The organism is Haloferax sp. Q22 (assembly GCF_001482285.1).
Classification (GTDB): domain Archaea; phylum Halobacteriota; class Halobacteria; order Halobacteriales; family Haloferacaceae; genus Haloferax.
The window spans coordinates 58,669-79,523 of sequence record NZ_LOEP01000027.1 but is presented as its reverse complement, the minus strand read 5'-3'; the positions used below and the strand labels follow the sequence as shown (position 1 = coordinate 79,523).

The 20,855-nt window shown below is 67.5% G+C and carries 23 protein-coding genes and 1 tRNA gene; 11 read left to right on the top strand and 13 right to left on the bottom strand.

Translation table 11 applies throughout. The features are described from left to right. Positions 1-71 precede the first annotated feature (71 nt). The gene (locus tag AM590_RS11335; RefSeq protein WP_058827567.1) at positions 72-1,109 is read left to right on the top strand and encodes a HAMP domain-containing sensor histidine kinase; all 1,038 of its coding nucleotides are present in this window, start codon (positions 72-74) and stop codon (positions 1,107-1,109) included. A gap of 36 nt (positions 1,110-1,145) precedes the next feature. On the opposite strand, the gene AM590_RS11330 is transcribed toward AM590_RS11335, so the two are convergent. Both AM590_RS11330 and gatD read right to left on the bottom strand, forming a co-directional pair. Next, positions 1,146-2,054: a GNAT family N-acetyltransferase gene (locus AM590_RS11330; protein WP_058827566.1), complete on the bottom strand. Its 909-nt coding sequence runs from the start codon at positions 2,052-2,054 to the stop codon at positions 1,146-1,148. Between the two features lie 4 nt (positions 2,055-2,058). Further along, the gene (gatD, locus tag AM590_RS11325) at positions 2,059-3,306 is read right to left on the bottom strand and encodes a Glu-tRNA(Gln) amidotransferase subunit GatD (RefSeq protein WP_058827565.1); all 1,248 of its coding nucleotides are present in this window, start codon (positions 3,304-3,306) and stop codon (positions 2,059-2,061) included. Positions 3,307-3,555: 249 nt separating this feature from the next. Between gatD and AM590_RS11320 the strand changes: the two genes are divergently transcribed. Together AM590_RS11320 and AM590_RS11315 are read left to right on the top strand one after the other, a co-directional pair. After that, positions 3,556-3,759 carry a PLDc N-terminal domain-containing protein gene (locus AM590_RS11320; RefSeq protein WP_058827564.1) on the top strand — a complete coding sequence of 68 codons (204 nt, stop codon included), beginning with the start codon at positions 3,556-3,558 and terminating at the stop codon, positions 3,757-3,759. Between the two features lie 81 nt (positions 3,760-3,840). Then, complete coding sequence (locus AM590_RS11315) at positions 3,841-4,335, top strand: hypothetical protein (protein WP_058827563.1); 495 nt, start codon at positions 3,841-3,843, stop codon at positions 4,333-4,335. 3 nt (positions 4,336-4,338) lie between these two features. Here AM590_RS11315 and AM590_RS11310 read toward each other — a convergent pair whose 3' ends face one another. Continuing rightward, positions 4,339-4,992, bottom strand: a complete 654-nt coding sequence (locus tag AM590_RS11310; RefSeq protein ID WP_004975018.1) for a metalloregulator ArsR/SmtB family transcription factor — start codon at positions 4,990-4,992, stop codon at positions 4,339-4,341. A 112-nt stretch (positions 4,993-5,104) separates the two neighbouring features. Next, a complete protein-coding gene (locus AM590_RS11305) occupies positions 5,105-5,782 on the bottom strand; it encodes a DUF1405 domain-containing protein (protein ID WP_058827562.1) in 678 nt (225 codons plus the stop codon). A 134-nt stretch (positions 5,783-5,916) separates the two neighbouring features. Here AM590_RS11305 and gpmI point away from each other — a divergent pair, with 134 nt between their 5' ends. Beyond that, positions 5,917-7,497, top strand: a complete 1,581-nt coding sequence (gene gpmI / locus AM590_RS11300; RefSeq protein WP_058827561.1) for a 2,3-bisphosphoglycerate-independent phosphoglycerate mutase — start codon at positions 5,917-5,919, stop codon at positions 7,495-7,497. 52 nt (positions 7,498-7,549) lie between these two features. Here gpmI and AM590_RS11295 read toward each other — a convergent pair whose 3' ends face one another. Beyond that, on the bottom strand, positions 7,550-8,182 hold the full coding sequence (locus AM590_RS11295; protein WP_058827560.1) for a TVP38/TMEM64 family protein: 633 nt from the start codon (positions 8,180-8,182) through the stop codon (positions 7,550-7,552). Positions 8,183-8,272: 90 nt separating this feature from the next. On the opposite strand from AM590_RS11295, the gene AM590_RS11290 reads away from it, so the two are divergent. Beyond that, on the top strand, positions 8,273-8,644 hold the full coding sequence (locus tag AM590_RS11290; protein WP_008095381.1) for a DUF5830 family protein: 372 nt from the start codon (positions 8,273-8,275) through the stop codon (positions 8,642-8,644). Between the two features lie 36 nt (positions 8,645-8,680). Here the strand turns inward: AM590_RS11290 and AM590_RS11285 are convergent, their stop codons facing one another. After that, the gene (locus AM590_RS11285) at positions 8,681-9,796 is read right to left on the bottom strand and encodes a hypothetical protein (protein ID WP_058827559.1); all 1,116 of its coding nucleotides are present in this window, start codon (positions 9,794-9,796) and stop codon (positions 8,681-8,683) included. Positions 9,797-9,924: 128 nt separating this feature from the next. Here AM590_RS11285 and AM590_RS11280 point away from each other — a divergent pair. Next, a tRNA-Met gene (locus AM590_RS11280) sits at positions 9,925-10,073 on the top strand. Positions 10,074-10,193: 120 nt separating this feature from the next. Here AM590_RS11280 and AM590_RS11275 read toward each other — a convergent pair. Further along, positions 10,194-11,255, bottom strand: a complete 1,062-nt coding sequence (locus AM590_RS11275) for a CNNM domain-containing protein (protein ID WP_058827558.1) — start codon at positions 11,253-11,255, stop codon at positions 10,194-10,196. 163 nt (positions 11,256-11,418) lie between these two features. Between AM590_RS11275 and AM590_RS11270 the strand changes: the two genes are divergently transcribed. Then, positions 11,419-11,892 (top strand): Lrp/AsnC family transcriptional regulator, encoded by a 474-nt coding sequence (locus tag AM590_RS11270; RefSeq protein WP_058827733.1) that lies wholly within the window; start codon positions 11,419-11,421, stop codon positions 11,890-11,892. Between the two features lie 487 nt (positions 11,893-12,379). Here AM590_RS11270 and AM590_RS11265 read toward each other — a convergent pair whose 3' ends face one another. The 3 genes from AM590_RS11265 to AM590_RS11255 all read right to left on the bottom strand — a co-directional run bounded on the left by AM590_RS11265 (position 12,380) and on the right by AM590_RS11255 (position 13,908). After that, the gene (locus AM590_RS11265) at positions 12,380-13,171 is read right to left on the bottom strand and encodes a spondin domain-containing protein (RefSeq protein ID WP_058827557.1); all 792 of its coding nucleotides are present in this window, start codon (positions 13,169-13,171) and stop codon (positions 12,380-12,382) included. 162 nt (positions 13,172-13,333) lie between these two features. Next, on the bottom strand, positions 13,334-13,630 hold the full coding sequence (locus tag AM590_RS11260; protein ID WP_058827556.1) for a hypothetical protein: 297 nt from the start codon (positions 13,628-13,630) through the stop codon (positions 13,334-13,336). A gap of 2 nt (positions 13,631-13,632) precedes the next feature. Continuing rightward, the gene (locus AM590_RS11255) at positions 13,633-13,908 is read right to left on the bottom strand and encodes a winged helix-turn-helix domain-containing protein (RefSeq protein WP_004969621.1); all 276 of its coding nucleotides are present in this window, start codon (positions 13,906-13,908) and stop codon (positions 13,633-13,635) included. A gap of 284 nt (positions 13,909-14,192) precedes the next feature. Here AM590_RS11255 and AM590_RS20865 point away from each other — a divergent pair, with 284 nt between their 5' ends. The 4 genes from AM590_RS20865 (at position 14,193) to AM590_RS11240 (ending at position 17,443) form a co-directional block, all read left to right on the top strand. Further along, positions 14,193-14,345, top strand: coding sequence for an HVO_2523 family zinc finger protein (locus AM590_RS20865; protein ID WP_004974999.1), 153 nt, complete (start codon positions 14,193-14,195; stop codon positions 14,343-14,345). Between the two features lie 169 nt (positions 14,346-14,514). After that, positions 14,515-15,534: a phytoene/squalene synthase family protein gene (locus AM590_RS11250; RefSeq protein ID WP_058827555.1), complete on the top strand. Its 1,020-nt coding sequence runs from the start codon at positions 14,515-14,517 to the stop codon at positions 15,532-15,534. Between the two features lie 55 nt (positions 15,535-15,589). Further along, positions 15,590-16,324, top strand: a complete 735-nt coding sequence (locus tag AM590_RS11245) for a helix-turn-helix domain-containing protein (protein ID WP_058827554.1) — start codon at positions 15,590-15,592, stop codon at positions 16,322-16,324. 171 nt (positions 16,325-16,495) lie between these two features. Further along, positions 16,496-17,443: a DMT family transporter gene (locus AM590_RS11240; protein WP_058827553.1), complete on the top strand. Its 948-nt coding sequence runs from the start codon at positions 16,496-16,498 to the stop codon at positions 17,441-17,443. 31 nt (positions 17,444-17,474) lie between these two features. Here AM590_RS11240 and cruF read toward each other — a convergent pair whose 3' ends face one another. Genes cruF through AM590_RS11225 form a run of 3 tightly spaced genes read right to left on the bottom strand, consistent with a single transcriptional unit; the run spans position 17,475 to position 20,803 of the window. Further along, positions 17,475-18,356 (bottom strand): bisanhydrobacterioruberin hydratase, encoded by an 882-nt coding sequence (gene cruF, locus AM590_RS11235; RefSeq protein WP_058827552.1) that lies wholly within the window; start codon positions 18,354-18,356, stop codon positions 17,475-17,477. A gap of 24 nt (positions 18,357-18,380) precedes the next feature. After that, complete coding sequence (locus AM590_RS11230) at positions 18,381-19,304, bottom strand: prenyltransferase (RefSeq protein WP_082677715.1); 924 nt, start codon at positions 19,302-19,304, stop codon at positions 18,381-18,383. After that, complete coding sequence (locus AM590_RS11225) at positions 19,301-20,803, bottom strand: NAD(P)/FAD-dependent oxidoreductase (protein ID WP_058827550.1); 1,503 nt, start codon at positions 20,801-20,803, stop codon at positions 19,301-19,303. The genes AM590_RS11230 and AM590_RS11225 overlap by 4 nt, the downstream gene beginning before the upstream one ends. Positions 20,804-20,855 lie beyond the last annotated feature (52 nt).

Sequence of the window (20,855 nt, the reverse complement as noted above, 5' to 3'; positions counted from 1 at the left end):
AGCGACGCGGCTCGTATTTCGGACCTACTGTGGTAGAAACTGTCAAACGGTTTCCCGACGTACGCTCCGTGATGGACGACGTCTCGCTCATCGAACGCGGGTTCGAGGAGTTCCCGGCGACGATTGCCCTCCTCGACAGACACGGAGACATCGTCTACACGAACCGGGCGTGGCGGACGTTCGCCGACGCGAACGACTACGTCGGCGACCCCGATTCGACGGGCGTCAACTACCTCGACGTGTGCGACGCGGCCCGCGAGACCGACGAAATCGCCGGCGTCGTCGCCGACGGCATCCGCGCGGTGCTCCGCGGCGACCGCGACTGTTTCACCGCCGAGTACCCGTGTCACTCGCCCGCGGTGTACCGGTGGTTCTCGCTCCGCGTCGTCCCGATAGACACGCCGAGACATGGGGGCTTCGCGCTCGTCGTCCACTACGACATCACCGACAGACGGCTCGCGGAACTGCAGGTCAACGAGAAGAACGAACACCTCGCGGCGCTCGTCGGCTCGCTCGCGTCGGAGCTCAAGACTCACCTTGCGTCGGCCGCCGAGTCGGCCGAGCGACTCGCCTCGGCCGACGGCGACGCCGCCGTCGCGCTCTCCGAGAGTCTCTCTCGAATCGAGTCGCTCGTCGAATGGGGTATCGACGCCGCCGAGCAACCGAGTACGCTCGATCTCGCGCCGGTGGACTTCCGTGCGCACGTCGCGGAGGCGTGGGCGGTCGCGTCGCTCGACGACGGTGACGACGCCTCGCTCCGGGTCGTCGGCGACGGGACGCTCTCGGCCGACACCCATCTGTTCGGACTGTTTCTGGTCGCGGTGCTCACGAACTGTTTCGAGCGGACCGACTCTCGCGGGCCGCCCGTTAGTACCGTCGTGGGGACGACCGCCGACGGGTTCTACGTCGACGACGACGGTCCCGGTCCGTCGCCGGCAGAGCGCGCGGCGACGACCGCGAGTCCGAACCAGTTGCTCGGCGTCGATTACGACTCCCCACATCTCTCGACGGCGCGGCGAATCGCCGACCTGCACGGCTGGCAGTTCGACGTGACCGACTCGGAGCTCGGCGGCGCGCGCTTCGAGGTCCGCGGCGTCGAGTGGAACTGACCGGCGGTCGGCCGTGGGTCGAACGCGGCGCGCTCGTCAGGAGAGGTCCGCTTCCATGACGAACGTCGGCTCCTCCGCGAGGTCGCTCCGGGCGAGCGACGCGTCCGAAATCCACTCGATTCGCTCGGGGAACAGGACGCGCGTCCGGTCCGCGCCGACCGAGGCGGCGTCACGTCGAACCGCGTCCAAAAGCGACTCGCAGGCCGACGCGTCGTCCCACGCGGCGACCGCGTACTCGGCCCACGTCACCTCGCCCTCGTCGTCGCGTTCGCGCGAGTAGGTCCGGTTCCGATAGGTGAAGCCTGTTGTGCGGTCGTCGCCGACGACGAACAGGCGACCGTCCGCCGCGGCGTCGTGGAGTCGGGGGCGGGTGAGTTCGGAGAGCGCCCACGACTCGACGGGGTCGAGCGCGAGCCCCGACAACGCGGTTCGCGCCTCGCTCCCGGTCCAGTAGGACCACGCGGCGTCGGCGTCGTCGCTGACCACCGCGTCCGGTTCGGCGGTCGCGTCCGGTTCGGGCGTCGCCCAGCGGAACTCGATGCCGGGGTCGAACCCGACGGTACGGGCGTTGGCGAGGCTCGGGACGTTCCACGAGTGAATCATGTTGCGGACGCGGCGCGCCCCCTGCTCGCGTGCCCAGTCGAGAAGCGCGTGCGACAGCTGGGTCGCAAGACCCTGCTCGCGGTAGTCGGGCGCGACGCGCATTCCCTGCGCCCAGCCCTCGTACTCCGAGAGCATGACGACCTGCGCGATGGCGGCCACGTCGTCGGAGGGCGTCTCCTCGCCCATGTCCACGAGGAGCGTCGCCTGCGCTAACTCGCCGGGGGAAATCCAATCGTGGTAGATGTCGGGGATGTAGTCCGACCCGCCGCGGTCGGCCCACGTGTCGCGGGTGAACGCGGCGACCGCGTCGTAGTCATCGGGTCGCGCGGGTCGAATCTCCATCAGTTCACTCCCACGGGACGGAGCGCTGGGTCAGTTCGCCTTCGAGGCTCCGGCCCATCGCGTCGGTCGGGTCCGAGAGGTTGGCGAGCGACCACATGAGCTTCACCTTCGCCGTGCCGGGGAGCGTGTCGCCCGCCTCGACGACGCCGGCGTCGAGCAGATCGCGGCCGGTGTCGTAGACGCGGTCGCAGACGCGGCCGTCGAGACACTGCGAGGTCATGGCGACGACCGTTCCGTCTTCCACGAGTTCCTCGAACCGCGGGATGTGGTCGGTGTGGACGTGGCCGAGGCCCGTCCCCTCGATGACGACGCCGGCCTTCCCGTCGAGGTAGTCGAGCGCCGCGGGGTCCATCCCGGGCGTGAACTTCACGAGTTCCACCTCGGACTCGATGTCGGCGTGGAGCGCGAGGTCGGCCTCGCCGCGGGGGGCGTAGTCGCGGCGGAACGTGACCTCCTCGGCCTCGTAGTCGACCTCGCCGAGCGGCTTCGCGCCGACGGTCTCGAAGGCGTCGCGCCGGGAGGTGTGGTTCTTGCGGACGCGCGTCCCCTCGTGGAGCGCGCAGACGTCGTCAGACTCCGAGGCGTGCATGCAGACCATGACCTCGGCGGCGTCGGCCTTGGCGGCCTCGACGGCGCAGACGGCGTTCATGACGTTGTCCGAGGAGGGGCGGTCGGCCGAGCGCTGACTGCCCGTGAAGACGATGGGAACGGGCGTGTCGAGCATGAACGACATCGCCGACGCGGAGAACTGCATCGTGTCGGTGCCGTGCATGACGACGACGCCGTCGGCACCGGCCTCGATTTCCTCGGCGATGGCCTCGGCGAGGTCGACCCACACGTCGGTCGTCATGTTCTCCGAGAGGATGTTGGCGACGACGCGGCCGCGGTAGTTCGCTCGGCCCGCGAGATCGGGGACGGCCCGGAGCACGTCCTCGGCGTCGAACTGCGCGGTCACCGCGCCCGTTCGGTAGTCGACCGTCGAGGCGATGGTCCCGCCGGTCGAGATGAGCGAGATGGTCGGGAGGTCGTCGTCGAACTCGATTTCGGAGGTGCCGTCGCCCTCTGACTGTGCGTCTTCGATGTCGTACACGTCGGTTTCGAGCACGTCCACGTCGGCTCCCTCGCGGGCGATGCCGACGTTGTACCCGCCGTCGAGTTTGACGACAAGGTGGTCCTCAGTGGAAGACGGCATGAGCACGCCTTCGTTCGTGACGTCCGCGCGGGTGACGCGAACGCGGTCCCCTGCGTTCATATCGCGGGATACCGTGGGGGCAGACTTCAAACCCACCTTTTTACCGTTCGGGGTCGCCTCCGGCGACCCGCTCACGGCAAAAATCTGGACCAAAAACGCCGAACGGCTCGCTACGCTCACCGTTCGGTGCGACTGCTGGGCACGAGTATCACAGATTCAGACCCAAGTCACGGGCCCGACGCAGATGATGTTAGCTCTGCAGACATAACGGACACAAGACATTTTATCCGACCGTCCGTCGGCCAGCGTATGGTCCCCACGATACTCCTCCAGTCGGGCGGCGCGGCCGGCGTGTTCGTCCTAGTGTTTCTCATCACCATCGGGATGGCCGCGTGGACGTACAGCGACGCGAAGCGAAACAGCAGTCACCCGGCGTTCCTCTGGGCCGTCGTCGTCTTCCTCGCCCCGCTGCTCGGCATCCTCCTGTACCTCATCTTAGGTCGAGGTTCATAACGACCGCGTCGCGCCTTCTTTTCGACGGGAACCTGTCGCACCGGCACAAGAGCCATCAGGCTCGCCCGCGACCCTCTACACATGCAACGGTCGGACCAACGGGAGTCTGAGCAGTCCGTCGACGACCTGCTCTCCGGAGTGAACCGCGAGAGCGACGAGGCGACACAGGCGGAGCGTGCCGCCTCGTCCGGCGGCGGTCGCCTCAGCGGGCTGTTCTCCCCGCGCGTGTTCCTCGCGGCGCTCCTGCTCTCCATCGGCGGACTGCTCGTCGGCGGCGCGATTCCCATCGTCGGCTTCATCGGGCGGTTCGTCGGCATCGCCGCCGCCGGCTTCGTTCTCGGCCTCGTCGGGTCGAAGCGACGCTACACGGAAGTCGTGCTCGCCGGCGCAATCGCCGCCGGTCTCGCGTTCGTCCTCTCGACGCTGTTCGCCGTGTTCGCGCCCTTCGCGGTCCAACTGCTCGCGGACTACGGCGTCGCCATCGCGGGCGTCGGCGCGGCGAGCGGCGGGCTCGCGGGGCTCGTCGGTCACTACTTCGGCCGCGACCTCCGAGCGGGCCTGACAGAGGAACTGTAGCCGTCAGTCGATTCGCCAGCGGTCGCCATTGTGGGCGACGAGGCCACCGTCGGCGAGGTGGTGCAGCGCGCTGTCGACGACCGCGGGGTCCGCGTTGAGGTCCTTCGCGATGCCGCGGACGGTGTTCGACCCGTTTGCGAGCGCGGCGAGAATCTCCGCGTAGAACCGGCTGTCGGCGTCGACGCCGAGGCGGTCGTTGAGGCGGTCGAGCACGTCGGTGATGCGGCCCTGCACCCATCGCTGGGCCAAGGAGAGTTCGTTGTCGAGTTCCTCCAGTTTCCCGAGTTCGCGCGCCAACTCGGAGACGTCGTCGGTGCCGGCGTTCTCGACTTCGAGCGTCACGTGCGGGCAGCGCCCGGCCATATCGAGGCTCGGACTCGGCGGATAGGCGCTCTTCGCGCCGAACCCGTACGGCGAGACGTTCACCTCCAACCTGAGGTTCCGCGAGATGTGGAAGTACTTGCGCCGCTGGTCGTCGGTGCGGGACTCGATGAGCCCCGCGTCCTCCAGCTTTCGGAGGTGGTCGATGACGGCCTTGGGGCTGACGCCGAGGTACTCGCTGATCTCGGTGACGTAGCACGGTTTGTGCGAGAGCAACCGCAGGATGCGCCGGCGGTTTTCGTTCCCGAGTAGGTCAAGCAGTACCGCGGAGTCCATTACGAGGTCATAGACTGCGGGCGGGGAAAAGCCTGACTCATGTGATACTCCGCGCTGTCGTGCGATTAGCGATTGTGACTCACGGGGCGCTGTCGGGGCGGTACCGGGGCGCTCAGGTGGCCGGCTCCGGCGTCTCTGAGAGGCGGTCGAACGCCCGCGACGCGAGGAACACTGCGAGGAACGAGAGGGCAACCGTGATGCCCGCGAGGAGCGTCCCCGCCTCGTACTTCAGCGGCGGGTAGTAGCCGAAACCGTAGTCGAACACGTCGTTGACGAGCGCGAGGGTGAGGGCGAACCCGAGTGCGCCCTTCGTGGTCGCGCCGTAGCGCGGGACGACGAGGGCGAGCGCGAGAAAGCCCGCGTGAGTGAGCATGATGCCCCAGTAGTCCCAGAGCGCGGCCCCGGAGAAGCCGACGTAGAGGTCGGGCCGGAGGTTGAGCGCGACGACCGTCCAGACGCCGTACTTGACGAGCCAGACGAACGCGAGCGTGTGGAGGTACGCGAGCGGCCGGTTGACCGGGGCGTCGGCGACGCGGCGACCGAGGTTCGGAAGCAGCGTCGCGGCCGACAGCGTCATCAGCGCGAGGGCGGTCGGCGAGTCACCGAAAAGCGGGTAGAGAAACGTCGGCAGGTCAGAAAGCGCGGGGTCGGAGTGGACGTAGAAGCTCACACCGACGAGGAACGCGGCGGCGTTGAGGACGAGGAAGACGACGAGACTCGGGCCGTTTCCGAGGTAGTACTCCGTCCAGTCGTCGACCGCCGCGTCGAGGTCGAAGTCGCGCAGACCCATCGCCGAGTCGGACGGCGCGCCGAAAGAAAAGACCGTCGGGGCGCAAACGCCGCTCTCTCATTTCCGTACGCGACACGTTGTCAACCCATGTCGGGAGCAAAGGACAGTTAGCCCGGCGCGCCGAACGGCGACGCATGGACGCAGCACTCATCATCCTCGACGGGTGGGGCCTCGGTGACCACGACCGCCGCGACGCTATCAAGGCGGCGGACACGCCGAACTTCGACCGCTACCGCGACGCGGGCGCGTTCGGAACGCTCATCGTCGACGGCCGGCGCGTCGGCCTCCCGGACGGCCAGATGGGCAACAGCGAGGTCGGCCACCTCAACATCGGGGCCGGCCGCGTCGTCAAGCAGGCGTACACCCGCATCGGCGACAGCATCGACGACGGCTCGTTCTTCGAGAACGAGGCCATCACGGCCGCCTATGACCACGCCGACGAACACGACGGCCGCGTGCACCTCATGGGCCTCGTCTCCGACGGCGGCGTCCACTCCGACCAACAGCATCTCCACGCGCTCATCGGACTCGCCGCCGACCGCGGCGTCGAGGCCGTCACCCACGCCTTTACCGACGGCCGCGACACCAGTCCCACCGGCGGCGAGGAATATCTCTCGGACCTCGAAGCCGTCGCCGAGGAGCAGGGAACCGGCGGCGTCGCCACCGTCTCCGGGCGCTACTACGCGATGGACCGCGACCAAAACTGGGAGCGCACCAAGCGCGCCTACGACGCCATCGTCGAGCGCGAGGCGGAGTGGACCGCCGACACCGCCGGCGACGCCGTCACCGAGTCGTACGACCGCGGCGACACCGATGAGTTCGTCGAGCCCACCGTCGTCGACGACGCGCCCGCCCTCGAAGACGGCGACTCGGTCGTCTTCTTCAACTTCCGCGCGGACCGCGCGCGACAGCTCGTTCGGATGCTCTGCGACATCGAGCCCGTCTGGGAGTTCGAGACGACGCCGCCGGAGATTCTCATGACGACGATGACGCAGTACGACAAGACGTTCGACGTCTCGGTCGCCTACCCGCCGGAACAGCCCGAAGACACGCTCGGCGAGGTACTCGCTGAGGCGGACATGACGCAACTGCGCATGGCCGAGTCCGAGAAGTACCCCCACGTCACCTACTTCCTCAACGGCGGCCGCGAGGTCGAGTTCGACGGCGAGATTCGGAACATCGTCGAGAGCCCCGACGTGCCGACCTACGACCTCCAGCCCGAGATGTCTGCGGTGGAACTCACCGACACAGCCATCGGTATCATCGAGTCCGACGACCCGAACGTGATGGTGCTCAACTACGCCAACCCCGACATGGTCGGCCACACCGGCGACTACGAGGCCGCCATCGAGGCGGTCGAGGCCGTCGACGAACAGCTCGGGCGGCTCGTCGAGAGCGTCCGCGCCCACGGTGGTCACGTCTGTATCACCGCAGACCACGGCAACGCCGACGACATGGGTACCGAAGACGACCCGCACACGGCGCACACGTTCAACCCCGTCCCGTTCGTTTACCTCGCGGCCGACCGCGACGACGAGGCGGCCGCGGAGAACGACGCCGAGGACGAAGCCGCCGAGGTCGACCCCGAGCATCCGCTTTCGGGCGGCCGGACCGTCCGCGAGGGCGGGTCGCTGTGCGACATCGCGCCGACCATCCTCGAACTCGTCGGCGTCGACCAGCCATCCGCGATGACCGGCGAGTCGCTGTTAGAATAAGCCGTCGACGCTCGCGCACCGGCCCTCGCGTTCCTTTTCCGTCTCTGTTTTCCTACGCCCCAGACTCGCCCCGGTAGCGGCGGTACGCGGTCGGCACGAGCATCGACACGCCCGCGACCGCCGCGAGCACGACGAACTCCGGACGGACGGCCGCGGCGAGCGACTCGGTCGTGAGCGTCTCGACCGACGCGCCGGCGATGACGCCCGCGACGGCCCACGGGAGTTCGCCGACGGCGGTTCCGAGCGCGAACGCGCCGAGTCGGACGTTGGCGACGCCCGCCGCCACCGACACCACGTCGGAGGGAATCGGCAGCAGGCGACTCGCGGCGACGCCCCTGACGGAGCCGGTCTGCTCGACGGTTCGCTCGCCGACCTCGGCCAGTCTGGTCGTCCCGCGGTAGCGCCGTGCGAAGAGGAACGGCGGGACGCTCGTGAGGACGATGAGCGCCAGCGCGAACGGGACGCCGACCGGGCCGAGGCCGTAGCCGACGACGAGCGCGAGGAGCGTCGTCGGCCACGCGAGAAGCGGGCGGACGAGCGCCAGCGCGCTCACGACGACGACGAGTCGCACGGGGTCGGCGGCGACCCACGCCGCGCGCTCGATGACGGTGTCTGGTGACGCGAGCAGAAGACCGGCGACGACGGCCGCGAGCGCGAGGCCGGCGGCGAGGCGCGGACGGGGCACGGAAGCTCTGGAGTCGGTCGTCGCGCCGCGACCAAACGCTTTGTGCTTCGGAGGGCTTTAGCCCGACCCGGTTCGATTGGCTCCCGAACCGTGACCGAGCCCACACGCGACGAGCGCGTCGAACTCGCGCTCGACCTCCTCGCGCATCTCGAAGCCGATGAACTCTCCCTCGCCGAGGTCGTCGACCGCATCGAGACGGTCACCACGGACCCGACGCTCACGCGCGACATCCTCGACACGGCGGAGCTTCGGGGTATCATCGAGCGGGACGGCGGCCGCGTCCGTCACAACCGCGGCGGCACGTTCGTCAGGTTCGAGAGTCAGGTCGTCCAGCGGGAGGGCGACTTCGACTGCCGCCGCTGCGGCGCGTCAATCTCCACCGGCCACTTCGTGACGTTCGAATCCGGTGAACTCGGGCCGTTCGGCTCGTCGTGTATCAGGAAAGTGCTCGGGCGGGAATAGGTGTCCGGACGGTCGTCGGCGGGCGAACTGCCGCGTTTACCGCCCGCGGCGGAGTTCTTCGATGAGCTGTTCGACCAGCTCCTGCTGGTAGCGAATCTGCTCGCTTTGGGCCTCGACGACCTCGCGGAGCGACTCGATTTCGTCGGCGAGTTCGGCGTAGTCGGCATCGACAGCACCGGCGTCGGCCGACTCGGAGTCGGCGGCCGATTCGAATCCAGAGCCCTCGAACCCGAGGTCCGCGGCGTCGGCGACGTTGCCCGACGACGATTCGGTCGACGCCGCCTCGGCGGCCTGCTTCGCCTCCGCAACCGCACCGGTCGCGGACGGGGCTTCGACTGACTGCTTGCGAGCAGTCTGTTGGCTCGGCTCGGCGGACGCGTCGCCCTCGGCACGGGTGGCGTTCGCCGGTTCGTCGGACAGTTCACCGGGATTCGCGCTCAGCGGGTCGGGGCCCGCGCCGAAGTCGGTGTTGTCGCGGTCGGCGTCGGCGGACTCGTCGTTCGCCCGCGCTTTTTCCATCTGGACGCGGAACTCCTCGAGACTGCCGACGCCGTGGTAGTCGCACAGCGCCCGCGCGAGTTTCTCGCGGACGAGCCGCGCTTCCTCGTTGGGTATCTTGAACCGCTCTTGCCGACCGTCGACGGTGAGCACGACCGTCGTGGCGACGCTCCCCGACTCGAATTCGAGGTCGGTCACGTCGGCGTAGCGGTACGACTCGTAGTCTTCGTCCCAGACCGCGCTGCCGATGTGCCGGACGACGCGGGCGTCGGTGACGACGAACGTGAGTTCGCTGAAACGGAACGTCTGGACGACGCGCTCGCCGTCTTCGTCGGTCACGCCGGCGGCCGCGAGCACGCCCTCGACGATGGGCTGGAGCGCGTCGTCGAGCCGCTTCGAGGACATCGAGAACGTCTCGCTCCCGTCGAGACCGTAGTCAAACGAGAGCTTCGCTTTTCGTCGCCCTTCCTTGACGGACAGTCGCTCGGCGGCGTGCGAGAATTCGTCGACGGACTCGTCAGAGAGGAGGCCTTCGGCCCGATAGACGAGCGTCCGCGTCGGAGTTACAAACAGTTCGTCCTCGCCCCCGAGGTGGACGCGCGTCACCACGTCTTCCTCTCCGAGGACGGACTGGACGATCTCCGGTTGGCTCATGCGTGTGTGCACCCGGTGTTGGGACATAAATCCGCGGGTGACGACGCGAATCGAGTGGCGTGGTGACTCGCCCCGCGGTCGTCGGAGATGAGAAGCTTAAATACAACCAGCACACAACGGGAAGTTGAGCCCGGGTGGCTTAGCTGGACATAGCGCCGCACTCATAGGGTTTCACAATCGGTGCGGAACGCCTTGGAAGCCTCCGCCCCTCGCGAAGTCATGCCGGCTTCGCACCTGGGACATGCGGAGATCGTGGGTTCGGAGCCCACCCCGGGCATTCTTCGATTCGTCACACGCCGAGAGTCGTCTGTGAGTCACGACGACGCTTGTGTTCCCGAGAGCTATCGCTGTGAGCCGCGGCCACACGTCGAAAAAAACCGAAGAGGAGTCGGTGACGCTAGTCGAGCGGGTCGTCGAGTTCGCCCATGACCGCTTCGAGGGCGTCGGTCGCGGTGAGGAGGCCGACGACCTCGCCGTCCCGCAGGACGAGCGCGAGTTCCTGGTCTTCCGCCTGGAACTGGTCGAACGCGTCGCTGACGTTCGTGTCGGCGGCGAGCGTCATCGTCGGCGTGGCGATTTCTTCGAACGAGCGCTCGCCGGCGCGGAGCGCCTCGAAGTTGTCGATAATGGAGGGCGCGTAGACGACGCCGTGGAAGTCCGTCAGCGACTCGCCGACGAGCGGAAAGCGGGTGTGCGGCGTGTTCCGAATCCGGTCGAAGTTCTCGCCGGGCGTCGCCGCCGTCGAGAGCGAGACGATGTCGTCTGTCGGAATCATGATTTCGCTGATGGAGAGTTCGTCCACGTCGAGCGCGTTGAGCACCTCGTCGCGGCGCTCTTCGGGGAGTTCGCCCTCTTGGAGGAGCGAGTCCAGACGCTCGCGGAGTTGGCCGCGGGACTCGATGACGTCGGTCTCGGTTTCGAGCCACGCGCCCGTCATCTCGATACCGAAGAGCTTGAGCGTCCACTTGGCGACCCAGTCGCCGAACTTGATGATGGGCGAGATGGCGACGTAAAACCAGTGCAGCGGCGTCGCGCCGTAGCGACAGACCATCCGAGAGCGCTCGACGCCGAGGTACGTCGGCGTCTGCTCGCCGTGGGTGAGGTGGAGGAGATTGATAATCATGTACGCGATGAGCGCACTGAATCCGATGGTTGCGAGCGTCGTGCCGGCGAACAGCGGCTCGAACAGCGGCTTGAACAGCGCCGCTAGCGCGGGTTCGGCGACGATACCGACGGCGATGCTCGACGCCGTGATTCCGACTTGGCAGGTCGTGAGATACAGTTCGGGCTCCTGGGTCATCTCCCAGGCCCGTTCGAGTCGGGAGTCGCCGCCGACGAACTCGGACTCGGTGAACTGGCGCGCGCGGGTCAGCGCGAACTCGATAGCCACGAAGAAACCGTTCGCGAGGATGAGAAGTATCCCCGCGACGAGGCGTATACCGATCTCTGTTGGGGTCATCTGTGTCGGTGTCCGGTTCGTTCGCGTTCGACCCGTTAGAAAGCATCGGCCGTCCGGACGTATATGTAGCAGATTATCGAGAGTTGCGTATTATTTACTTTGAGCTGAGGTTCTGACAACGGTGCCGGGAAAGTTAATGTCGCAGGCGACAGACGGCCGGACGATGACGGGTCGAGAACTCGACGCGCTGGACAGGAAGATACTGTACACGTTGCAGTCGGAGGCGCGCCGCACGTCGTCGACCGATATCGCCGACGAACTCGACGCCTCGGCCAGCACCGTCCGAAACCGTATCCGGCGGCTCGAAGCCGACGGGGTGCTCCGCGGCTATCACGCCGACGTTGACTACGAGCGCGCGGGCTACCAACTGTACACGCTCATCGTCTGTACAGCCCCGATTCCGGAGCGCGAGGAGTTAGCTGAGGCCGCCGCTGCGGTCCCCGGCGTCGTCGAGGTACAGGAGGTGATGACCGGCGAGCGGAACGTCATGGTCCGGGCCATCGGCGTCGACGGCGACGACCTCAGCCGAATCGGCGAGGAGTTAGACGAACTGGGGCTTCGCGTCTCCGACGAGGACCTGATTCGGAACACTCACCGCCGGCCGTACGCGAAGTTCGGGGACGGGGGTGGCGAGTGAACGCGCCGTGAGCCGACGCGCGAAGCGCCGCCGCTCGGGTCCGGTACTGGTTGGCGTTTAAGTGGACAAAATGAGTGTACGGGGCGCGACACGCCGTCTCAGTACCGAATTCGATCTCACCGATGCCCGATGGCCCAGTTCTCGAACCACCGGTACAGCTTTGACAGGTGATAACGAACTGGTAATCGCCGTTGTCAGAGACCCTCCCGTTCGCGTCGGTCTCTCGCCGACCGGACGCCCCCCACCACCACACCACCATCACCACCAGAGCGGTTCAACGCGCTCCGACAACGGGTAGACGCAGTTGCGACAGCATCGCGCGGTCGAGTCCCCCGCACTCCCGCGTGGTACGCTACGTGGTTTCATCGGACGACCTCTCCCGGTCGTTCGCTTCCGACGGCGTCCACGCCTCGGTTTTTCGTTCTCCGCCGCCCGTGACCCGTGAGCGACGGGACCACCGAAGGCGAGCGCTCGGGTCGGGGTTGACTCAGTCGAGTCGCTCGACCTGAACCAGCGCGACGGGGTCGTCCCAGCCGTAGACGGCGGGGTCGAGGTCGCCGTCGCCGACGATGCCCGCGTGCGGCGTGACGACGCCGTCTTCGGCGAGGTCAGGGTCGCTCGCGCCGGTTCCCTCGATTCCGGAGTCGATGCCGTAGAGAGCCTGTGCAGGGGGGACCATATCGCCGTACGCCTCGGTGTTGACCTCGGTTCCGGCGTCGTAGCTGGCCGCGAAGTACGACCGCGACTCGTTGACCCGCTCCGGGAGCGGGACGGTGTCGAGGCCGGCGAAGCCGTCGTTCGTGCCGATGAGCATGCTGACAAACGAGAGGTACGCGCCGCTGGCGTCGGTCTCCAGTTCGAGCGTCGCGGCCGCGGGGAACATCTCGCTCGCCGGGAGTTCGTCAGGAACGAGCGGCGTGTCGCCGACCGCGACGCCGCGAACGTCGTCGGTCTCCTCGGCCAACTCGCCGAGCGGGCCGAGGTTCCCGTTCTCGGCGACCTCCCTGATGGCGTCGCTTGCCGGGTCGCCGACGGCGAACAGTTCCACGCTAGCGCGGTGGGCGACCACCGCGGGTGGGGTGAACGGCTGGCCGGTCGTGAGGTTCGCCACCGTCACGCGGTAGGTCCGCGCGGACTGTCCGTTCCCATTAGTCCCGTTTCCGGCTGACTGGCCCGGAAGGCTCGCGCTACCCAGACAGCCGGCGAGGGCGGCCAGCGCGCCCGCGCCGGTCAGTCCGAGTACGGTTCGTCGCGTCGTCGTTTTCGTCGTGTCTCTCATTGGTCTCACGTGTGGTCGGTGCCACGACGACGAAGACGCGAGACCGGCTAAAGGCGATTTTTCGAGATTCGGGGTGACTCCGTGATGAACCGGGGTCGAGTCTGTACCAAATTCGGCTGGGACGATGAGCGAAGGGCGGGAGTCTGTCGATGAGGTCGGTCGTCACCGGACCGTCACGTAGGTCAGAAACGCCAGCGCGACGAGTTGGAGGCCGCGGAGGACCAACACAGCCTGCTGGACGTGGGGGTCCCCGGAGTAGAAGCTCTGCATGGTGAAAAAGAAGTAGAGCGCGACGGCGTTCTCCACGAGCATGACCACGGCGAACGCGAGCAGGCCGAGGACGAGCGAGGTGCGGAACGTCCGGTAGTTGCGAATCCACACGGCGGTCAGCGCCGCGAGGAAGACGATGTTCGCGCCCGAGAGGGCGCTGGCCGCCATGATTTGGGTGTCCATTGCCATGGTCAATCGAGGTGTGTCGCGATCTCTTCGAAGGTGTCGCGGTACCGTTCGAACTGGTCGGTGAGGAAGTACAGCCGTCCGTACTTGTCGCCGCCGGCCTCGACGACCCCGTGTGATTCGAGGGCGTCGAGGTGGTGTCTGATGGTCTTGTAGCCCACGTCGAGTTCGTCGGCGAGGCGGTTCGCGTTCTGCGGGCGCTCCGAGAGGACGCGAATGATGCGGACGCGGTTCTCGCCGCCGCGGGTCGCCGTGAGCAGATACCAGAGCGCCTTCTCCATCGACTGTTCGTTTGGTTGATTGGTCGAGCGCGGTATTATTCTCGCGGGTGCCGTTCGACGCGACGAGTTCGACTCGGCGACGACCGCACATGAGCGTTGTTCCAGTTCCGTACCAAATTCGGGTGGAGTCTCCGGGCGCGTCGGGTTGGTCGATGCCGCCGCACCGACAGCGTTCGCCGGTGTCCGAGGCGGAGCAGACTCGGCCTCGCCGGCGGACCGACTCGAACCGGCAGGACCCCCGGCGGCAGTAAGGGATATGTCGGTCGCGTCCTACGAAAACTCGTATGGACGACGACACCGGACGGAACGCGTGTGCCATCGAGTCCCCGAAGGGGCGACCCTGTCCCTTCTGTGGCACGTCGATGGACCACCGCCACTGCAAGTACGTCTGCCCGGAACACGGGGTCGTCTACGACTGCAGCGACACGTTCTGGTAACGAAACCTGACAGGAGACGCCCGCACTGGTACCACCACGAAGTCGGCGGGTTCCCGGGTCGATTTCACGATGGTACGAAGCGTTATGTCGGCAGAGACCTAACGAATGACCGTCCTCCCCGGTCAGCTCAGTTGGTCCCGATGACGGACGCGGTCACGCACACGAAACGATGCTTAACGAATCACAGGTCGAGGCGGGAAAAGACATCCAACAGCGGACGGGAAAGACGTTTTACTTCGCCACGCGGCTCCTCCCTGAGCGTGTCAGGCACGCCACGTACGTGTTGTACGCGTTCTTTCGGGTCGCCGACGAGGTCGTCGACGCCGAGGAGACCGCGCCGCCGGCACAACAGCGCGAGCGTCTCGAACGCCTCCGCGCCGAGGCGCTCGGCGAAGTCGAGACCGACGACCCCGTCCTGTCGGCGTTCGCCGAACTCAGAGAGCGCTACGGTATCGACCCCGCCGACGTGAACGTCTTCATCGACGCGATGGAGTCGGACATCGAGAAGGACCGCTACGAGACCTACGACGAACTTGAGACGTACATGGACGGGTCGGCCTCCGCGGTCGGTCGAATGATGACCGACGTCATGCGTCCCGACGACCCCGAGGCGGCGCTCCCGCACGCGACGGCGCTGGGACAGGCGTTCCAGATGTCGAACTTCCTGCGCGACGTGGGCGAAGACGTGGTCGAGCGCGACCGGGTGTACCTCCCGCAGACGACGCTGGACCGCCACGGCGTCGACGCCGAACAGATACTCGCCCTCGAGTTCGACGAGCGCGTCGCCGACGTGATGCGCGACGAACTCCGCCGAACGGAGTCGCTGTACCGCGACGGCGTCGCCGGCATCGAGTACCTCCCGGCGGACTGCCAGTTCCCGGTGCTCCTCTCGGCGGTGCTGTACGCCGACCACCATCGGTCGATTCGAAAGCTCGGCTACGACACCCTCACGACGACGCCCGAACTCAGCTTCGGGCGAAAGGTGACGCTCCTCGCGAAGACCGCGGCGTACTGGGCCGTCTGGCGCGACCCCGTGGCCGTGTTCAAAGCCGTCAGCGTCGTCCCGTACCCCGAGGACGACGAACTCGACGCGGAGTTCGGCCCCGGTTCGACGCCGGTCGGTCGGTCGCGGCGCAGCGGGCGCGTCTCCGGGTGGCTCCGGTCGCTGAACCGATGGGGCTCGGACTGAGAACGGGCGATTTCTCCGCGAAACCATTTACTGGGTTGCCGACTGAGTCTACCGCATGCATCGCGTCACCCTCGACACCCGGTTAAACTGTCCGCTGGGACGGGTGACCGCCGCGCACGACGTGACGCTGACCACGCCGTACTGGAATCTCTCGCCCGAGACGGGCCGGTGCGACCTCTGGGTCGAGGCCTCGTCGCCGGGGCGCTCGCAGTTGGAAGCCGGTATTCGCGCGCTCAGAGACGCCGACGGCGTCAGCTATTTCGAACTGAAGCGGAAGCGCGGCTCGCACGCGACCGCTCACGTGGTGCTCGAAGAGACCGTCGCCATCGAAACGGTCCTCGCCAACGGCGGCGCGGTCATCGCACCTTTCCGCGACAGAGACGGCTGGGAGCGGTGGCACCTCGGGTTCGCAGACCCCCACGCCGCGGCCGCGACCCTCGACTCGCTCGACCGTCGCTACGAACTCGCCGTCGTCGAGCAGACGCCGCTCGACGACTCGGTCGCGCCCGACGTCTTCCGCCACTTCCACGAGGCCGCGACGCTCCTCGACGGCTGTGAGCGACTCACCGAGACGGAGGCCCGGGTGCTTCGAACCGCGGTCGAACACGGCTACTACGAGACGCCCCGGAGCGAGTCGCTCGCCTCCCTCGGCGAGCGGTGCGGCGTCTCCGACGTGGCTATCTCGAAGACGCTCCGTCGCGCGGAGCGAAAGCTCCTCGGGGCGGCCGTCTCGGCTCTCGCCGGCCTCGACACCGACCGGCCGAACGCAGGGGGCGGCGACGGACGTTAGCATACTAACCCGTAAGTTCTCCGAGATCGCAGGCGTCGGTTTCGGTGATGAGCGTACGCGCAGACGCATCGCGTTCGACCGGCGACCGGCCGAGACTCGTATCCGCGGAATCGACCCGAACTATCGCAATCGACGCCGCCAGGCCTCCGTCTCGCGGGCTGACGCTCCACCATGGTCGGTGAGTCGTTCCTCGCCGGTCGGTATCGGAACGCCGCCCTGTTCGTCCTCTTGGCCGCGATGTGGGGCGGAACCTACCCCGCGGTGACGTTCGGTCTGGGGTCGTTCCCGCCGATTCTGTACGCCGCGCTCCGGCTCGACCTCGGGGCGGCGCTCCTGTTGCTGTACGCGGCGTGGCGAACCGACTACTGGCGACCCCGAACGGGCCGCTATTGGACGGTCGTCGCCCTGGCCGGACTCCTGTCGCTCGCGGGCTACAGCGTCCTCCAGAACGTCGGCCAGCAGACCGTCCCGAGCGCGGTCGCGTCGGTGCTCGCGGGGCTGATTCCGATACTGACCGTCGGATTCGCGAAGCTGTTTCTCCCGGACGAGCGGTTCGGCCCGGTCGAACTCCTCGGCGTCGCCGTCGGCTTCCTCGGGTTGGTCGTCATCACCGACCCTGACCCGTCGAACCTCCTCGGCGCGAACGCCGCGGGGCAGGCGATACTCGTGCTCGCCGCGGCGTCCTTCGCGCTCGGCGGCGTGCTCACCCAACGAATCGAGGCCGAGATGCCGTTCGCCGGCCAGACCGCGTGGGCGATGGTCGTCGGGGCCGCCGTGACCCACCTCGCCAGCGCCGCGAGTCCGACGGAGTCGCTGGCGCAGGTCGACGTATCGCTCGCGGGCCTCGCGGGGCTCGTCTATCTCGGCGTCTTCGCGAGCGCGGTCAGCTACCTGCTGTACTTCTCGCTTCTCCCCCGCCTCGGCTCGGTCGAACTCAACCTCGTCACTTACGCCACCGCCGGCTTCGGGGCGGTGTACAGTTGGCTCCTGTTCACGGAGCCCGTGACCGCGACCACGCTCCTCGGCTTCGGCATCGTCCTCCTCGGCTTCGGCCTGCTCAAGTGGAAACGGCTCGGGGCCGCCTATCGAGGCCGTCGTCGCGGTGTCGAGTCGGACTGAGAACAGAACAGCCGCCGGAGAACACCGACGCTCAGGAGCGCCACGGCAACCGCCGCGGGAGCCGCAGGAGCCGCGAGTCGAACCGGTCCGTCTTGAGCAGTCCGACACCGAACAGCGCCGCGACCGCGACGGGAATCCAGTTGCCGAACCACGCGTTGATGCCGCCCCAGAGGATGACGAAGCTCACGAGGTCGTCGAGCATGAACTCCGTGCGGTCGAGTCGCGCGAGGAGCGCCTCGCGGTCGAACGACCAGTCGAGCGCGACGACGGCGACGGTCGCGCTGACGACCCAGCCGGCGTAGTTCGAAAGCGGGACGCCGTAGAACAGCACTGCGTCGTCGGCGAGGCGGTAGTACTCCCAGAAGCCGAGCGCGACCGCGCCGGGGTCAAGCACCACGTCCATGGCGAGGACGGCCGCGATGACGACGCCGAGGCGGACGACCCCGTTGCGGGCGCGGTCGCCCAACAGGAGCAGACACAGCAGGTAGGCGTTCATCACGAGCGGGATGAAAAACACCGGCAGCCCGACCGGAACGCCGGCGACCGTCGGCCCGAGGTCGACGCCGTAGTGGAACCAGCCGTACGGCCAGCCCGTGGTGACGCCGGTGTACTCGATGGCGTAGGCGTACGCGGTGAGCGCGCCGACGCCGAGGGCGGCCCGCCGGGTCACGAGCGGGAGGACACCCACGATGAGCGGCGAGCGCATCACGAGCGTCCCGAGGAGGATGAGAAACGCGTTGAACGCGAGCGGGTCGGGGAGCCAGCCCATCGCGCTGGCGACGAGGAGCACCGCGCCGTTCAGCGGGAAGAACACCGAGATGGTAAAGCGGTTGTCGCGCACCAGTCGGTCGAGCGCCGCCTCTGCCTCACCGCGGGTGGACGGCAGCCGCGCCCGCAGGTCGCTCGCGCTCACGGACGTACCTCCGGGGACTCGCCTTTACCCATTGACGAGCCTCCAGAGTGCCCCGAGGGTGATGAGCATGCCGACGACGGTGTTGATGACGGGGTACCACCAGTACGCCCGGTCCACGTCGACGCCGGAGGTGGCGATGCCGAGGACGACGACCGGATAGGCCGCCAAGAGCGCGCCGAGTCGGAGGTCGACCGCGGCGAATGCGACGGCGGCGAGGCCCCACGTCGCGGCGCAGTACCAGTAGGTCCGGCGCTCGCCGAGGGCCGTCGCAGTCGTCCGAATACCGGCCTCGCGGTCGGGTTCGATGTCCGGAATCGCGGAGAACGTGTGCATCCCCATCGTCCAGAGCCACGCGCCCGCGACGGCGAGCATCGGGGGATTCGACCCCGAAACGGCCGCGTAGGCGGCAACGCCCGGCAGAACGTACAGGCCGTTCGAGACCGAGTCGAGAAGCGGCGTCGTCTTGAACCGAAACGGCGGGGCACTGTACTCGACGGCGAGGAAGAAGTGCGCGGCGAGCCACGGCCACGCCACCCGGGGAACGAGGGCGAACAGGCCGAGTCCGAACAGGCCACTCCCGGCGACGACGGCGGTATTTACTGGGTCGCCGCGCCAGCGGGCCTCGCGGTCGTCTTTCTTCGGGTTCGCCTCGTCCACATCGGCGTCGAACACGTCGTTGACGCCGTAGAGGAAGACGTTCGCGGGGACGAGGAAGTACGCGAACAGGGCGACCGATTCGAGGCCGAACAGGTCGGTCGGGGCGCTCGCGGCGGCCGCGACGCCGACGACGACGGGCCCGGCGAGGTAGAGCCAGAATCGGGGGCGCGAGAGGACCGCGAGGTAGACGAGTCGGTCCCGAAGACCGCCGTCTGCCCGGGCGTCGCCCGCTCGCCCCCCGTCGTCACCGCCCTCGCCGGACTCGGTCTGTGCGGCCATGTCAGCAGTCACCTCGCGTCGTCGGCCATCTCCTCGGCGGTGAGTTGACCGCTGATGAGACACATCGGGACGCCGATGCCCGGCGTGGTAAACGAGCCGGTGAAGTAGAGGCCGTCGACCGCGTCGGAGCCGTGGGGCGGCCGGAGCAGCGCCGTCTGGAACAGCGTGTGCGCGAGACCGAGCGCCGTGCCCTGCGTGCTGTTGTAGCGCTCCTTGAAGTCGTTCACGCAGAACGACTCCTCGACGACGATTCTGTCGCGGAGGTCGACGCCGGTGTTGTCGGCGATGTCGGCGAGGACGAGGTCGCGGTAGCGCTCGCGGAGTTCCGGCGTGTCCTCCAACCCGGCGGCGATGGGGACGAGCGCGAACAGGTTGCTGTGGCCCTCCGGCGCGACCGAGTCATCGGTCTTCGACGGCACACAGAGGTAGTACGCGGGGTCGTCGGGCCACGCCGGGTCTTCGAATATCGTCTCGAAGTGGTCGTCCCAGTCGGTGGGTAACACGAGCGTGTGGTGGGCGAGTTCGTCCACGTCGCCCTCGACGCCGAGATAGAGCAGGAATGCCGAGGGGGCGTACGTTCGGGAGTCCCAGTAGTCGGCGTCGTACTGTCGCTTCTTCTCCGGGAGGAGCTCCTGTTCGGTGTGGGCGTAGTCGGCGTCGGAGACGACCTGGTCGCAGAGGAACTCGCGGCCGTCCTCGGTGCGGACGGCGAACCCGCCGCGGCGACCGGCGATTTCGGCCACGGGAGCGTCGGTGTGGAACTCGACGCCCAACTCCTCGGCGAGGTCGACGATGGCGTCGACGACGCCCGCAAGGCCGCCGTCGGGGTAGTAGACGCCCATGTTGAAGTCCACGTGGCTCATGAGGTTGTAGAGCGCCGGCGTGTTGTTCGGCGCGCCGCCGAGGAACACCAGCGTGTACTGCATTATCTGCTGGAGCTTCGGGTGGTCGAAGTAGTTCTCGACGTGGTCCTGCATCGAACCGACGAGCGAGAGCCCCCACGAGTACCGGAACACGTCGAGGTCGATGTAGTCGGTGAGGTCCGGGCGGTCGGTGTAGACGAAGTGCTCCATCCCGATGCGGTAGTTCCGCTCGGCCTTCCGGAGGTAGTCGTCGAGCCTGTCGCCCGCGCCGGGTTCGTACGACTCGAAGGTGGCCTTGTTGGCCGCGACGTCGGGGAGCATGTCAACCCGGTCGCCGTCCTTGAAGAAGATGCGGTAGTGCGGGTCGAGCCGGGTCAGCCCGTAGTAGTCTTCCGGTTGCTTGCCGAAGTAGGCGAAGAAGCGCTCGAACACGTCGGGCATGAGGTACCACGACGGCCCCATGTCGAACCGGAAGCCGTCGCGTTCGAGCGTGCTGGCTCGGCCGCCGAGCTGTTCGTTCTTCTCCAACAGCGTCACGTCGGCACCGGCGTCCGCGAGGTAGCACGCCGTGGAGAGGCCGCCGAAGCCACCGCCGACGACGACGACTGACTCGCCGGCGAGAGAGTCGAGAGCCGAGACAGAATTCATGTCCGTTCGTAAGGACGTAGAGGACATAAATCGACTGACCGAATCGACCGCC